Origin of the sequence: Rhodococcus sp. 14-2470-1a, from assembly GCF_002259425.1 — a bacterium.
Lineage (GTDB): Bacteria > Actinomycetota > Actinomycetes > Mycobacteriales > Mycobacteriaceae > Rhodococcoides > Rhodococcoides fascians_E.
The window spans coordinates 158532-172943 of sequence record NZ_NPFZ01000016.1; the positions used below are offsets into that span (position 1 = coordinate 158532).

The window sequence follows — 14412 nt, forward strand, 5'->3', positions numbered from 1 at the left end:
GGTCGCCCTGTGTAATCTTGGCCGCTGTGACCGACGTGAGCGAGGGGTACCGGGAACGCGTGAGCACCAATACAGATCGCAGCACCGACACTGACCCGGAGGCGCCGCGGCTACCACCGCGTCCGGTCTACCGGCCGGAGGTCGATCCTGCCGCCACTGCCGCCTTCGGTCGGCCGAGCGACGTCCAAGGCTCCTTCACCCCCGCGGCACGACGCGGCGAACCGTCGCCCAGAATCACCTCGCGCGCGCCCGACCCTGTTCTCGCCGAGGCTTTCGGCAGGCCCACCGACGCGCAGGAATCGCTGCAGCGCGATCCTGAAGCTCCCACCGGCCCCCCGGAGGCAGAACCGGAACCCGAGGATCCGTGGCGCGACCCGAACTCCACCGTCAGGCTCGGCGCCGCAGCCGAGGACATCCCCGAGCCCGCAGTCCAACCGTTCGGCCCGAAGCTCGGTGTCCGTGAGGTTCTGTTCGGCGAGAAGGTCGCCCCGAAAGCGCTCGTCGTTCTCGGCGTCGTCGCGTTGGCCATCGGTCTCGTCGGCGGCCTCATCGGGCGCGAAACAGCCGAGGTGACCGGAGCGTTGACCAGCCAGAAGGTGAATCTGACGCAGTCGACCGGCGAGGACTTGCCCCAAGGGCAGGTGGCACGCGTCGCCGACGCCGTCCTGCCGTCCGTGGTGTCCATTCAGGTCACGCTCGGCGAGAACGCAGGCACCGGATCCGGCGTCGTCATCGCCGGCGAGGGCTACATCGTCACCAACAACCACGTCATCTCGATGGCGGCCACCAATCCCGATCGCGCCACGCTGCAAGTGACGTTCTCCGACGGCACCAAGGTTCCCGCGGACATCGTCGGCCGCGACATCAAGACCGACCTCGCAGTGCTCAAGGCCGACGTCGGCAACCTCACCGTGGCCGAGCTCGGCAACTCCGCCGACGTCCAGGTGGGGGAGGACGTCGTCGCCGTCGGCTCGCCGCTCGGCCTGAACAAGACCGTCACACGCGGCATCGTCAGTGCACTCGACCGGCCCGTTCGACTGTCCGGCGAAGGCACCGACACCGACGCCGTCATCGACGCAGTGCAGACCGACGCCGCGATCAACCCGGGTAACTCCGGAGGACCACTGATCGACGCCGAAGGCCGCGTCATCGGCATCAACTCGGCTATCCGCAGCGAGAGCGGCGGATCGGTCGGCCTCGGTTTCGCCATCCCGATCGACGACGTCACCGAGGTAGCTCAATCGCTGATCCGGACCGGCGAGATGAAACACCCGGACATCGGCATCAACGCTCGATCGGTGATCAACGACGCAACATCCGGTGCCGAAGTGGCGAACGTGCGTGCGGGAGGGCCGGCACAGGAAGCCGGAATCGTCGAGGGCGACGTCATCACCAAGGTCGGTGACCGCGCTGTGACCAGTGCCGATGAGTTGGTCGTTGCCGTTCAATCGAGCGAAATCGGCCAGTCGACGCCTGTTCAGCTGGTCCGGTCCGGCAGACTCGTCGATGTGTCGGTCACCCCGGTTTCGGACTAGGCTGGCAGGCGTGTTCGGCAACATCGGCTGGGGAGAGCTCGTCATTCTCCTGGTAGCAGCACTCGTCATCCTCGGTCCAGACCGGCTGCCCGGCGCCATCAGCTGGGTCACCAAGTCCATCCGCCAGGTCAAGGAATACGCCAACGGCGCAAGCCAGCAACTCAAGGACGAGCTGGGCACCGACTTCGAGGACCTGCGTAAGCCCCTCGCCGACCTCAATCAGCTCCGCGGCATGACGCCCCGCGCTGTCATCACCAAACACCTGCTCGACGGTGACGACTCCATCTTCACCGGCAACTTCGACTCCAAGAAGCCGAACGGCAGCTCCAACGGAACCCCGAACACCCCCGCCAAGCCGTCGCTCGAGAAGAAACTGCCCGCAGGCCAGACCCCGCCCATCGACTCCGACGCCACGTAGCGCTCTTAGCGTCACAGCATGAAGGCGCCACCGCAGTGCACTGGATCCCGTGGGTCGGACAGCTGCGGTGGCGCCTTCATGCTGTGGGTCGAGCCTTACAGCACCTTGTTCAGGAAGTCCTGGGTCCGAGGGTTCTGCGGATTGCCGAAGAGCTGATCCGGGGTTCCCTCTTCGACGATGACGCCGTCGGCCATGAAGATGACTCGGTCCGAGACCTCGCGGGCGAAGCCCATTTCGTGGGTGACGACGACCATTGTCATGCCGCCCTTGGCGAGGTCCCGCAGAACCTGCAGTACTTCGCCGACCATTTCGGGGTCGAGTGCCGAGGTGGCTTCGTCGAACAGCATGATCGACGGGCTCATCGCGAGTGCTCGGGCGATGGCGACGCGCTGCTTCTGACCGCCGGAGAGGCTCGCGGGCTTGTAGTCCGCGCGCTCGGACAGTCCGACCTGCTCGAGCAGTTTCAGTGCCGTGTCCTTGGCCTCGGACTTCGACATCTTCTTCGTCTCGACGGGTGCGAGCATGACGTTCTCGAGTGCCGTCATGTGCGGGAAGAGGTTGAAGTGCTGGAACACCATGCCGATGTTCTGGCGAATCTTGTCGAGATTGACGTTCTTGTCGGTCAGGTCGACGCCGTCGACGACGACGTGGCCGCCGGTGATGTCCTCGAGCTTGTTGAGGCATCGCAGGAAGGTGCTCTTACCGGATCCTGACGGTCCGATGACGCAGACGACCTCGCCGTTGGCGATCTCGGCGTCGATTCCCTTGAGGACCTTGTTGTCGCCGAATGCCTTCTCCAGCGCCTTGATCGAAATCTTGGTGCTCACTTGTTGATCCTCTTCTCGAGCCGGTTCGACAGCTTGGTGAGTGCCATGATGATGATGAAGTACATGACGCCGATGATCAGCCACATGTTGAACGACTCGAAGTTGCGGGCGATGATCAGTCGGCCTGTCTGGGTCAGCTCGGCCAGGCCGATGACCGACAGCAACGAGGTGTCCTTCAACGTGATGACGAACTGGTTGATGTACGACGGAATCATCGTGCGGATGGCCTGCGGCATGACGACGCGGCGCATCGACTTGAGGTAGCTGATCCCGAGGCTTCGCGACGCTTCCATCTGGCCCTTGTCGACGGCGAGGATTCCGCCTCGGACGATCTCGGCCATGTAGGCGCCCGCGTTGAGCGACAGCGTGATGATGCCGGCGGTGAATGCGGACATCTGGAAGTTCAGTGCCGCAGGGACACCGAAGTAGATGAAGAATGCCTGCACGAGCAGCGGTGTGCCGCGGAAGATGTCGACGTACGTCGTGCCGATTCCTCGGAGCACGATGTTGGACGAGACACGGAACAGGCCGAAGATCGCGCCGAGAACCAGAGCGATCGCGATGGAGATGACGGTGAGAACGACCGTCAGCCACAGACCTTTGAGCAGCAACTGCCAGCTGCTCTTGATCAGACCGGGGATCGAGTTGTCCGACGTCGACGCTTCCGCGCTGAGGTAGGTGTCGAGAATGTCGTCGTACTGCCCGCTCTCACGCAGGTTCGCGAGCCCGGTGTTGAACTGCTCGAGCAACTGCGCGTTGGTGCCCTTGGCGACGGCGAAGCCGTAACTTGCTCCGGCTTCCTTGTCGGTGACGGTCTTGAATCCGTTGCCCTGGTTGATGCCGTAGGCGAGAACGGGGTAGTCCTCGAAAGCGGCGGCGGAGTTGCCGGTACGCACTTCCTCGAACATCGTCGCCGAGTCGTCGAAACTACGGATCGTGAAGCCGTACTGGTCTGCGATGGAGTCCGCGAACGTTGCACCCTCGGTGCCGTTCTTGACGGCGACGGACTTCCCGCGCAGGTCCTCGTAGCTCTCGATGTCGTTGTTGGACTCCAGAATTGCCATCTGGACACCTGAATCGAAGTACGGGTCCGAGAAGTCGAACGTCGCCTTTCGTGCGTCGGTGATGGACATTCCGGCGATCATTCCGTTGAACTGACCGCTCGTGACGCCTTGCAGGGCGGTGTCGAAGCCGACCTGCTCCACGTTGTAGGTGAAGCCCTGGTCCGCGGCGATCGCTGCCAGGAGGTCCATGTCGATTCCGACGAGTTTGCCCTGCTCGTCCTGGAACTCGAAGGGAGCGAACGTGGTATCGGTGGCGATGGAGTAGTTCTGTCCGGACGGCGGTGGCTGCTGCGCCGACGCCAGGGCCGGACCGAACAGCGACCCCACCAGGGTCACGAAAAGGGCGAGCACGATCGGTACCAGTACCGTCCGACTCGATTGCGGCTTCTTCATGCAGGCCACTCTCTATCGAAGAAAAGGATTCTCACCAAAGTGTAAGACTTGGCGAATTCTAAGACTCCAACCCTCGACAGGTGTGCATTCGGGTGGTATCAGGCCCTTCGGGTGGTGTCGATGCTCAGCGACATTCCGACGAGCCCGCGCTCCCGCACTGCGAGTTGCTTGGCCACCGCTTCCAACGCCTGCGCGGCCGGAGTCTCGGGCTGCGCCAACACGATCGGAGTGCCCGCGTCGCCACCCTCACGGACTGCAGTGTCGAGTGGAATCTGGCCTAGCAGAGGCACTTTCGCGCCCACGGCTTTGGTCAGCCGATCCGAGACATCCTGGCCGCCGCCGGATCCGAAAATGTCCATGCGGGTGCCGTCGGGCAGCTCGAGCCAGGACATGTTCTCCACGACTCCGGCGATGCGCTGACGGGTCTGCAGAGCGATGGCGCCTGCGCGTTCGGCGACCTCGGCGGCAGCCTGCTGCGGCGTCGTCACGACGAGGATCTCGGCGCCGGGAATCAACTGAGCCACGGAGATGGCGATGTCTCCGGTGCCGGGCGGGAGGTCGAGGAGCAGCACGTCGAGGTCGCCCCAGAACACGTCCGCGAGGAACTGCTGCAACGCGCGGTGCAGCATCGGTCCACGCCACACGACGGGCGTGTTGCCCGAGGTGAACTGCGCGATGGAGATGAACTTCACGCCGTGTGCCTGCGGCGGCATGATCATCTTCTCCACTTGAGTGGGTTTGGCGTCGTTGCCCAGCATGCGGGGGACCGAGTGACCGTAGATGTCGGCGTCGAGCACACCCACCGACAGACCACGCTTGGCCAGCGATGCGGCGAGGTTGACCGTCACCGACGACTTCCCGACGCCGCCCTTGCCCGACGCGACGGCGTACACACGCGTCAGCGAGCCGGGTTGAGCGAACGGGATGATCGGTTCCGCGGAATCGCCGCGTAGAGACTTGCGGAGTTCGGTGCGCTGCTCGTCGTTCATGACGTCGAGTTCGACGGTGATGGTGCCGACTCCCGCGACATCGGCGACGGCTTTGGTGACGCGGTCGCTGATCTCCGTTTTCATCGGGCAACCGGCAGTGGTGAGGTAGATCCCGACGTCGACGGATCCTCCGTCGCCGATGGTGACACCCTTGACCATTCCCAGGTCGGTGATGGGTTTGCGAATTTCCGGATCGATGACTTTCGAGAGCGCGCTTCGAACGTCGGATTCCGTCAGTACTGCCATGAGCTCATGCTAGTGGGGCGGGAGTGGAGCCTGCGGAATGACCCGGGGGAGGCGGGAGTGGAGCCTGCGGAATGACCCTTAGTGGATGCGCGGGAGCTGGTCGGAGGTGGGGACGATGCCGGTGGCGTAGCCAGTGGACCAGGCGAGGACGTTGGCGACGTAGGCCATGGAGTTGTTGTAGCGCAGGATGGCTTTGGTGGTCTGTCCGAGGTCGCGGAGGTTCAGGCCGCCGTCGCACAGGTAGTCGCCGGTGGCGAGGGCTGCGTCGTAGAGGTTCTGTGGGTCGGAGATGCCGTCGCCGTTGCCGTCGGCTTTGTAGCGGTTCCAGGTTTCGGGGAGGAACTGCATCGGTCCGACTGCGCGGTCGAAGTTGGGGTCGCCGTCGAGTGCGCCGCCGTCGGTGTCGGCGATGACGTTGTTGCCGGCAAGCGATCCGTCGAGGCGGGGGCCGAGGATGGGCTCGAGCAGCTGTCCGAGGTCGTCGGCTTTGCCGTTGTTGGCGTGGGTGGATTCGACGCGGCCGATGCCGGCGATGATGGTCCAGCTGATTCCGCAGCCGGGCTGGGTTTCGGCGAGAATCCGCTCGGCGTTCTTGTAGGCGGAGACGTTGACCGTCGGGATTGCGATGGGGCTGGCGGCGAGGCTCGTCGGCAGCTCGGGAGTCGGCGGGATCTCCGGCGCGGGCGCCGGGACGGGTGCTGCCTGCGGGACGGGTGCCTCGGCTGCGGCGACGGGCTGTGCCTCGGTGTCATCCGCGATGGGGGCGGGTGTTTCCACGACGGGCTCGGCTTCCTGCGCCGTGGAGGTGGTCGTCATGAAGGGGATGTACTCGGCCGCGCCTGCGCTGGTGGCGGCGGTGATGAGTCCTGCGGGGACGAGACCCGTCAGAGCAATCACCGAATTCCGGCGTACGTTGGAATTCGATGCTTTTCTGTGACGTCCCACGCGTCGGTACCTCCTGATCGTTTGCGAACCGGGGTCGAGGGTACCTGATTCGAGATCGTTCCGTTACACGGCCGTTATCAAGCGGCCCGGGCGGAACTAGTCCACGTCGAACGGGGCGTCGCTCTCCGGCGCCGGACCGTCCTCACGCTTGCGTGGGCTTTGCTTCTTCCGTGACTTCTTCGGCGCCGCGGACGGCTCGCCGCCCATCTGTTCCAGCAACTCGCGGATCTCGTCGAGTTCACGCCGCAGGTAATCACGAGTCGCGACCTCACCGACGGCGATACGCAGCGACGCCAGCTCGCGGGCAAGAAACTCCGTGTCCGCCTTCGTCTGCTGTGCCCGGGCACGGTCCTCTTCCAGCGAGACCCGGTCGCGATCGTCCTGACGGTTCTGCGCGAGAAGGATCAATGGCGCCGCGTACGCAGCCTGCGTCGAGAACGCGAGGTTCAACAGAATGAACGGATACGGGTCCCACTGAAGTGCGACGACGGCGACGTTCAGGAAGATCCAGACGATGACGATGATCGTCTGAATCGCCAGGTACCGTCCGGTGCCGAGGAAGCGGGCGGCGCGCTCTCCCGAGCTGCCGAGGTCGACATCGAGATGCCAGTTGAACAGCCGCGAGCCCTGCGGTGTGTCCATGCGCTGCCGAGCGGTTTCCTTCACTGTCCTGCCACCTCCTGATCACGCCAGTCCTCGGGAAGAAGATGGTCGAGAACGTCGTCCACTGTCACTGCTCCGACCAGGTGATCTTCGTCGTCCACCACCGGCCCGCACACCAAGTTGTACGTCGCGAAATATCGGGTGACGGCCGTCAGGCTGTCCTCCGGCGACAACTTGGGCAGCGCTTTGTCGATCACGCCGCCGACCAGGCTCGCCGGCGGCTCGCGGAGCAGTTGCTGCAGGTGAACACACCCGAGGTACGCGCCCGTCGGAGTTGCCGTCGGCGGGCGAACCACGAACACCAGTGAGGACAGCGCAGGCGTCAGATCCGGGTTACGTACCCGGGCGAGAGCCTCGGCCACCGTCGTCGACGCGTTCAACACCACCGGTTCGGTGGTCATCAGACCACCGGCAGTGTCCGGTGAGTGTTCGAGAAGGCGCCGGACAGGAGCGGAGTCCTCCGGGTCCATCAGACGGAGCAGCGACTCCGCCTCGGGCTCGGGCAGTTCACCCAGAAGGTCGGCTGCGTCGTCGGGGTCCATCGCCTCGAGCACGTCGGCGCCGCGTTCGACACCGAGGTAGTGCATCAGTTCGACCTGATCGTCGTCGGGAAGTTCCTGCACGACGTCGGCGAGCCGCTCGTCGTCGAGGGCGTGTGCCACCTCCATCCGTCGTTTCACCGGCAGCTCACGCATCGCGTTGGCCACGTCGGCAGCCCGGAGATCCTCGAACTGCATCAACAGCTGCGCGACGCCTTGGCCGGGGAGGGACAGCTCGTTCTGGGTCAGGCCCTGGACGTGTTGCCAGTCCACGACATGGATTGCACCTCGGCGCGCGAGCCTGCCGCGGCTGCGCCGGACCGCGACCCGAGCGACCAGCCAGTCACGGGTTCGAGTCAGTTCGATACCGAGGTCGACGACGATGGAATCGGCGTCGTGCAGCTCTTCGAGTTCCGGGTCGTCGACGCGAACCTTGGAGTCGAGAATCTGCGCGAACACGAGGATTTCGTTGGCTCGCTGCGAGAATCTGCGCAGACTCACGTTGCCGGTGTTGAGCTGAACGGAGTTGGGTTCGATGCTGGTGACGCGCAGCATCGGCACGAAAATTCTTCGGCGCGTCGCGAGTTCGACGACCAGGCCGAGTACTCGGGGTTGGGCGCGGCCGACGCGCATGGTGATGACGAGATCGCGGACGCGGCCGATCGATTCGCCGTCGGGGCCGAGCACGACCAGACCCGCGAGCCTGGCTGCGAATAGCTTGCTCAGTGCTGCCATGATGGAAAGGTTAGAGCGTGACAGTACGAACCGGAGAATCGACAGCCGGTGAACAAGCAGGGAGCGATGAGGCTCGAATGAGCTCGGTGAAGCAAGACCGTCCCCGCCGATCCGTACTCGCGGTTCCCGGCAGTTCCGCGAAGATGATCGAAAAGGCCAAAGGACTGAAGGCCGACGCGATCTTCCTCGATCTCGAGGACGCAGTCGCCCCGATCGCCAAGGTGGAGGCGCGCGGACGCATCGTCGAAGCGCTCCGGTCCGACGGATGGGGAGACCAACTGAAGGTCGTCCGCGTCAACGACTGGACGACGCCCTGGACCTACGGCGACGTCATCGACGTCGTCTCCGGTGCAGGTTCTCGGTTGGATGCGATCCTGCTTCCGAAGGTCGAGACCGCAGCACACGTCGAAGCACTGGATCTGCTTCTGACCCAGGTCGAGAAGACGAGCGGACTCGAGGTCGGCGCCATCGGAATCGAACCGCAGATCGAAAGTGCTCGCAGCCTGCGCAACATCGACGAGATCGCCACGTCCAGTCCCCGTGTGCAGACTCTCGTGTTCGGTCCCGCGGATCTGATGGCCAGCGTTAACATGCGCACCCTCGTCGTCGGCGAACAGCCGGAGGGGTACGACACCGGTGACGCCTACCACCACATCCTGATGACCATTCTGCTCGCCGCGCGGACCCACGGACTGCAGGCGATCGATGGTCCGTACCTCCAGATCCGAGATCTAGACGCGTTCCGCCGCGCCGCGGGCCGCACGGCCGGTCTCGGCTTCGACGGCAAGTGGGTACTGCATCCCACCCAGATCGATGCCGCCAACGAAATCTTCTCGCCCCGGCAGGCCGATTTCGACAAAGCCGAGAACATTCTCGAGGCGTACGAATTTCATACCTCCGAGGCCGGTGGTGGCCGCGGTGCGGTGATGCTCGGAGACGAGATGATCGACGAGGCGTCGAGAAAGATGGCCCTGGTGGTCAGTGCGAAAGGGCGCGCGGCAGGAATGCTGCGTAGTGAAGTAACACCCGGTGTCCGACGCAACCCGTGTACTGCAGATTCGGGCACAATAGAGCAATGACGAATCCACTTTCGCAGCCCGGCCGCCCAGGTCAGGGTCTTCCGACTCCGCCGTCCGGGTGGCCGATCGGTTCCTACCCGACGTACGCCGAAGCGCAGAAGGCCGTCGACTACCTCTCCGACCAGGAGTTCTCGGTTCAGGACGTCACCATCGTCGGCGTCGACCTCATGCAGGTCGAGCGTGTTCTCGGTCGGTTGACGTGGCCGAAAGTCATTGGCGGAGGCGTCGTCTCGGGCGCCTGGCTCGGACTGTTCCTCGGCCTGGTGCTTGGTATCTTCACCAACGGCAACATTCTCGGGGCGTTGATCATCGGCATCGTCGGCGGCGTCATCTTCGGATTGATCTCCGCGGCCATTCCGTACGCGGCCACCAAGGGTCAGCGAGATTTCGCGTCGAGCATGCAGTTGGTCGCCGGTCGGTACGACGTGTTGTGCGAGCCCAAGAGTGCGGAGAAAGCACGCGATCTGCTCGCCCGTCTCGCGCTCTGACACGTTCGTCGCGACGGCAGGTTACGGAATAGTTCCAATATCCCTATCGCCGGCCCTCGTTCGGTTACGTTTCTTTACGTACAGGACAGTCAATAAGGAAGTTCTGTATACGTAATCGAAAATACGGAGGCGGAAAGTGCCGAGACAACGTAGTCAAAGGCCTCGGAGTGCGAGGCCTGCACACGCAACCAGAATAGGGGTGTTGGCGGCCGCTGCGTTGGTCGCCAGCCCGTTGCTCGCAGCCTGCGGATCCTCCGACAGCAGCACACCGGTACTGAGTTTCTACACCGCAGCGGACGGCGCCGAGCAGTACGCCGCCGCTGCGGAGGCGTGTTCGGCCGCGTCGAACGGACGCTATCGAGTGGAACAGCGAACTCTCCCCAAGAGCGCGAACGATCAGCGACTGCAGTTGGCCCGACGTCTGGCGGGCAACGACAATTCGTTGGACCTGATGACCCTCGACGTGGTGTGGACCGCCGAGTTCGCCGAGGCCGGCTGGGCACTTCCGGTCCCGGATGATCTCGCCGCCAAGCTCGAAGGCGGCGCCACCCTGGAAGGCCCGCTCGAAACGGCGCAGTGGCAGGACCAGCTGTACGCGGTTCCACTGAACTCCAACACGCAGCTGCTGTGGTACCGACCCGATCAGGTGCCGGGTGGTCAGCCGCCGCAGACGTGGGACCAGATGATCGACGAAGCCGAATCCAACGCGGCCGAAGGCAAACCCGCGTACATCGGCGTCCAGGCCAAGCAGTACGAGGGCCTGATGGTGTGGTTCAACAGCCTCCTCGTCAGCGCAGGCGGTCAGGTCGTCGCCGACGACGGTACGACGGTGACCCTGAACGACACTCCCGAGCATCGTGCGGCGACCGAAAAGACACTCGAGATCATGAAGCGCGTCGCCACGGCCGACGGCCACGACCCGTCGATCTCGCAGACCGACGAGGCCACCGCCCGTCTCGGCATGGAGGCCGGCAACTCGGCATTCCAGGTCAACTACCCGTTCGTGCTCCCGGGCATCAAGGAGAACGCGGCAGCCGGGGCAGTACCGTTCCTCGATCTGACGAACGTCCCTGCGGACCAACAGGATGCCAAGGTAGCCGAGGTGTTCCGCAGCGCGCCGTACCCGGCGGTGATCCCGGATACTCCGGCCAAGGTGACCATCGGTGGCTTCAACATCGGCGTCGCCAAGACCACTCAGCACGAGGACCTCGCGTGGGAAGCCGTCGAGTGTCTGACCAACGAGGACAACCAGCGCAACAACGCCGTCAACGGCGGAGTTCCGCCGGTGCTGGCGCAGCTGTATCAGGACCCTGAATTCCAAGCCGTCTACCCGGCGTGGGAAGGCGTACTCGACTCCATCGAGAACGCCGCGGTCCGACCCGTCTCACCTGCCTACCAGAGCATTTCGATTCTGCTTGCCGACGCGCTCAATCCACCTCAGAACATCGATCCCGTTGCGGACGTGGACAAGCTCGCCGACCTGGTCTCCAAGGCTGTCAATTCGGAAGGGCTGATTCCATGAGCGAGACGTTGGACAAACAGGAGATCCTGAAGAAGGTCTCCGACGGCAAGAAGGCCGAACGTCGGCTCGGTCTGACGTTGATCGCTCCCGCCGCGATCATGATGATCGCGGTGACCGGATACCCGATCATCTACGCCTTCTGGCTCAGCCTGCAGAAGTACAACCTCGCGTTCCCCGACGATCGTGAGTTCGTCGGAATCTCCAACTACGTCACCGTTCTCACCGACGGATACTGGTGGACGGCGTTCGGTGTCACCACCGCGATCACCATCATCTCGGTGATCATCGAATTCGTACTCGGCCTCGCGGTAGCGCTCATCATGCACCGCACGATCTTCGGCCGCGGACTGGTGCGCACGGTCGTACTGATCCCGTACGGCATCGTCACCGTCGCCGCCGCCTACAGCTGGTACTACGCATGGACGCCGGGCACCGGCTACCTCGCCAACCTGCTGCCCGACGGCAGTGCCCCACTGACCGAGCAGATTCCGTCGCTCGCCATCGTCGTGCTCGCCGAGGTGTGGAAGACGACGCCGTTCATGGCCCTGCTTCTGCTGGCCGGTCTCGCACTCGTCCCGGACGATCTGCTCAAGGCCGCGCAGGTGGACGGCGCGGGAGCGTGGACACGGTTGGTGCGCATCACGATCCCGCTGATGAAACCGGCGATCCTCGTTGCGCTGCTGTTCCGCACACTCGACGCATTCCGCATCTTCGACAACATCTACGTGCTCACCAAAGGCAGCAACGGCACGGGATCGGTGTCGATTCTCGGCTACGACAACCTGTTCGGAGCGTTCAACCTCGGACTCGGCTCGGCGATCAGCGTTCTGATCTTCTTCTGCGTCGCCATCATCGCGTTCGTGTTCATCAAATTGTTCGGTGCGTCGGCGCCGGGCTCGGACGACGGAGGCCGTAAGTAATGACGACCGTGACGCCTCGCAAGAAGGTCGGTTGGACCGTCATCAATGCGCTCGTGCTGCTGTACGCGCTCATCCCCCTGGCATGGATCATCAGCTTGTCGTTCAAATCGACGGCCACCATCGCCGACGGCAAGTTCATTCCGAGTTCGTTCACCCTGGACAACTACAAGGGCATCTTCCAGACCAACCAGTTCACCTCGGCACTGATCAACTCGATCGGAATCGGACTGATCACCACGGTCATCGCCGTCGTGATCGGAACCATGGCTGCCTACGCCGTCGCTCGCCTCGACTTTCCGGGCAAGAAGGCGCTCGTCGGTGCGGCTCTGCTCATCGCGATGTTCCCGCAGATCTCGCTCGTGACACCGCTGTTCGACATCGAACGCGCCATCGGCCTGTTCGACACGTGGCCGGGCCTGATCATTCCGTACATCACGTTCGCGTTGCCGCTCGCGATCTACACGCTGTCGGCGTTCTTCCGGGAAATCCCCTGGGAGTTGGAGAAGGCCGCCAAGATGGACGGCGCGACACCGGCACAGGCATTCCGCAAGGTGATCGCACCACTGGCGGCACCCGGCATCGTCACCGCCGCGATCCTGGTGTTCATCTTCGCCTGGAACGACCTACTGCTCGCGATCTCGCTGACCGCGACGGAGCGATCCATCACCGTTCCGGCCGCGATCTCGCAGTTCACCGGTAGCTCTCAGTTCGAGGAGCCGACCGGGTCCATCGCCGCGGCTGCCGTGGTCATCACCATTCCGATCATCATCTTCGTGCTCTTCTTCCAACGACGTATCGTGGCGGGCTTGACGTCCGGCGCAGTGAAGGGATAACCGTCATGGCCGAAATCGTTCTCGACAAAGTCACCAAGCTCTACCCGGACGGCGCGGCTGCGGTCAGCGACGTCGACATCACCATCGCCGACGGCGAATTCATCATCCTCGTCGGTCCGTCGGGCTGCGGAAAGTCGACGACGCTCAACATGATCGCCGGTCTGGAGGACATCTCCTCGGGTGAGCTGCGCATCGCAGGCGAACGCGTCAACGAGCGGGCACCGAAGGACCGCGACATCGCGATGGTGTTCCAGTCCTACGCGCTGTACCCGCACATGACGGTGCGTCAGAACATCGCGTTTCCGCTGACGCTCGCGAAGCTCAGCAAGGACGAGATCAACACCAAGGTCGAGGAAGCAGCGAAGATCCTGGACCTGAGTCAGCACCTGGACCGCAAGCCGTCGAATCTGTCGGGTGGTCAGCGTCAGCGAGTCGCGATGGGCCGGGCCATCGTTCGTACACCCAAGGCGTTCCTGATGGACGAGCCGCTGTCCAACCTCGACGCCAAGCTGCGCGTGCAGACGCGTGCGGAGATCTCGCGGTTGCAGAAACGTCTCGGCACGACGACGGTGTACGTCACGCACGATCAGACCGAGGCCATGACGCTCGGGGACCGGGTCGTCGTACTGCGGGGTGGGCTCGTGCAGCAGATCGGATCGCCCCAGGAGCTGTACGACAAGCCGCGCAACCTGTTCGTGGGCGGGTTCATCGGATCGCCGTCGATGAACTTCGTTCCGGGCCAGCTCACGTCGGACGGGGTGCAGACGGACCTCGGCACGTTCGAACTGCCGCACGAGCGTCGTCAGGCGATCGCGCAGAAGAACCCGGGCAAGGACGTCGTCGTCGGTATCCGTCCGGAGCACTTCGAGGACGCGGCGTTGATCGATTCCTATCAGAAGTTGAACGGTGCGACGTTCACCGCGAGGGTGGATGTTCTGGAGTCGATGGGCAGCGACAAGTACGTGTACTTCGAGTCCAAGGGCAGCAAGGTGCAGTCCGCGGAGTTGCAGGAACTGGCTGCGGACGCCGGTCTCGGGGACACCGGAGGTGCTCAGATCGTCGCCCGTCTGGCCGCGGAGTCGGCGGCCCGCGAGGGCGGCGACGTCGAGCTGTGGTTCGATCCGGGCAAGATCTCGGTGTTCGACCAGGCCTCGGGTGACAACCTGACGCTGTAGAGGGCTCTACCCCCTGTGTGAGTGGAAATGTAGGCCCTGGG

14 protein-coding genes are annotated in these 14412 nt (G+C 63.9%); 8 read left to right on the forward strand and 6 right to left on the reverse strand.

Translation table 11 applies throughout. The features are described from left to right. Positions 1–59 precede the first annotated feature (59 nt). Positions 60–1535 carry a S1C family serine protease gene (locus CH292_RS09025; protein ID WP_196806923.1) on the forward strand — a complete coding sequence of 492 codons (1476 nt, stop codon included), beginning with the start codon at positions 60–62 and terminating at the stop codon, positions 1533–1535. Between the two features lie 10 nt (positions 1536–1545). Then, on the forward strand, positions 1546–1953 hold the full coding sequence (gene tatB / locus CH292_RS09030; protein WP_019665382.1) for a Sec-independent protein translocase protein TatB: 408 nt from the start codon (positions 1546–1548) through the stop codon (positions 1951–1953). A 95-nt stretch (positions 1954–2048) separates the two neighbouring features. Here tatB and CH292_RS09035 read toward each other — a convergent pair whose 3' ends face one another. The 6 genes from CH292_RS09035 to CH292_RS09060 form a co-directional block, all read right to left on the reverse strand. Beyond that, on the reverse strand, positions 2049–2780 hold the full coding sequence (locus tag CH292_RS09035) for an amino acid ABC transporter ATP-binding protein (protein WP_019665381.1): 732 nt from the start codon (positions 2778–2780) through the stop codon (positions 2049–2051). After that, complete coding sequence (locus CH292_RS09040) at positions 2777–4237, reverse strand: amino acid ABC transporter substrate-binding protein/permease (protein WP_020113422.1); 1461 nt, start codon at positions 4235–4237, stop codon at positions 2777–2779. The genes CH292_RS09035 and CH292_RS09040 overlap by 4 nt, the downstream gene beginning before the upstream one ends. Before the next feature lie 98 nt (positions 4238–4335). Beyond that, the gene (locus CH292_RS09045; RefSeq protein WP_019665379.1) at positions 4336–5472 is read right to left on the reverse strand and encodes an Mrp/NBP35 family ATP-binding protein; all 1137 of its coding nucleotides are present in this window, start codon (positions 5470–5472) and stop codon (positions 4336–4338) included. A gap of 78 nt (positions 5473–5550) precedes the next feature. Next, a complete protein-coding gene (locus CH292_RS09050; protein WP_027499054.1) occupies positions 5551–6417 on the reverse strand; it encodes a lytic transglycosylase domain-containing protein in 867 nt (288 codons plus the stop codon). Positions 6418–6513: 96 nt separating this feature from the next. Next, positions 6514–7059: a DUF1003 domain-containing protein gene (locus CH292_RS09055; RefSeq protein ID WP_051104910.1), complete on the reverse strand. Its 546-nt coding sequence runs from the start codon at positions 7057–7059 to the stop codon at positions 6514–6516. A 20-nt stretch (positions 7060–7079) separates the two neighbouring features. Further along, a complete protein-coding gene (locus CH292_RS09060; RefSeq protein WP_019665376.1) occupies positions 7080–8354 on the reverse strand; it encodes a magnesium transporter MgtE N-terminal domain-containing protein in 1275 nt (424 codons plus the stop codon). Positions 8355–8431: 77 nt separating this feature from the next. On the opposite strand from CH292_RS09060, the gene CH292_RS09065 reads away from it, so the two are divergent. From CH292_RS09065 to CH292_RS09090, 6 genes are all read left to right on the forward strand, one after another. Further along, entirely contained in the window at positions 8432–9433 is a 1002-nt protein-coding gene (locus CH292_RS09065) for a CoA ester lyase (RefSeq protein ID WP_094654520.1), read from the forward strand. Then, positions 9430–9921, forward strand: a complete 492-nt coding sequence (locus CH292_RS09070) for a general stress protein (RefSeq protein ID WP_019665374.1) — start codon at positions 9430–9432, stop codon at positions 9919–9921. The genes CH292_RS09065 and CH292_RS09070 overlap by 4 nt, the downstream gene beginning before the upstream one ends. A gap of 199 nt (positions 9922–10120) precedes the next feature. Further along, a complete protein-coding gene (locus CH292_RS09075; protein ID WP_019665373.1) occupies positions 10121–11443 on the forward strand; it encodes an ABC transporter substrate-binding protein in 1323 nt (440 codons plus the stop codon). Continuing rightward, complete coding sequence (locus tag CH292_RS09080) at positions 11440–12363, forward strand: carbohydrate ABC transporter permease (protein WP_019665372.1); 924 nt, start codon at positions 11440–11442, stop codon at positions 12361–12363. Before CH292_RS09075 ends, CH292_RS09080 begins: the two co-directional genes overlap by 4 nt. Next, on the forward strand, positions 12363–13196 hold the full coding sequence (locus tag CH292_RS09085) for a carbohydrate ABC transporter permease (protein ID WP_019665371.1): 834 nt from the start codon (positions 12363–12365) through the stop codon (positions 13194–13196). The genes CH292_RS09080 and CH292_RS09085 overlap by 1 nt, the downstream gene beginning before the upstream one ends. Positions 13197–13201: 5 nt before the next feature. Then, the gene (locus CH292_RS09090; RefSeq protein WP_019665370.1) at positions 13202–14371 is read left to right on the forward strand and encodes an ABC transporter ATP-binding protein; all 1170 of its coding nucleotides are present in this window, start codon (positions 13202–13204) and stop codon (positions 14369–14371) included. The last annotated feature ends 41 nt before the right edge of the window (positions 14372–14412 follow it).

What these genes read in the sequence shown, in the direction of transcription:
- CH292_RS09040 (WP_020113422.1), bottom strand. Translation starts at nt 4,237, where the DNA reads ATGAAGAAGCCGCAATCGAGTCGGACGGTACTGGTACCGATCGTGCTC.
- CH292_RS09045 (WP_019665379.1), bottom strand. Translation starts at nt 5,472, where the DNA reads ATGGCAGTACTGACGGAATCCGACGTTCGAAGCGCGCTCTCGAAAGTC.
- CH292_RS09055 (WP_051104910.1), bottom strand. Translation starts at nt 7,059, where the DNA reads ATGGACACACCGCAGGGCTCGCGGCTGTTCAACTGGCATCTCGATGTC.
- CH292_RS09060 (WP_019665376.1), bottom strand. Translation starts at nt 8,354, where the DNA reads ATGGCAGCACTGAGCAAGCTATTCGCAGCCAGGCTCGCGGGTCTGGTC.
- CH292_RS09065 (WP_094654520.1), top strand. Translation starts at nt 8,432, where the DNA reads ATGAGCTCGGTGAAGCAAGACCGTCCCCGCCGATCCGTACTCGCGGTT.
- CH292_RS09070 (WP_019665374.1), top strand. Translation starts at nt 9,430, where the DNA reads ATGACGAATCCACTTTCGCAGCCCGGCCGCCCAGGTCAGGGTCTTCCG.
- CH292_RS09080 (WP_019665372.1), top strand. Translation starts at nt 11,440, where the DNA reads ATGAGCGAGACGTTGGACAAACAGGAGATCCTGAAGAAGGTCTCCGAC.
- CH292_RS09085 (WP_019665371.1), top strand. Translation starts at nt 12,363, where the DNA reads ATGACGACCGTGACGCCTCGCAAGAAGGTCGGTTGGACCGTCATCAAT.
- CH292_RS09090 (WP_019665370.1), top strand. Translation starts at nt 13,202, where the DNA reads ATGGCCGAAATCGTTCTCGACAAAGTCACCAAGCTCTACCCGGACGGC.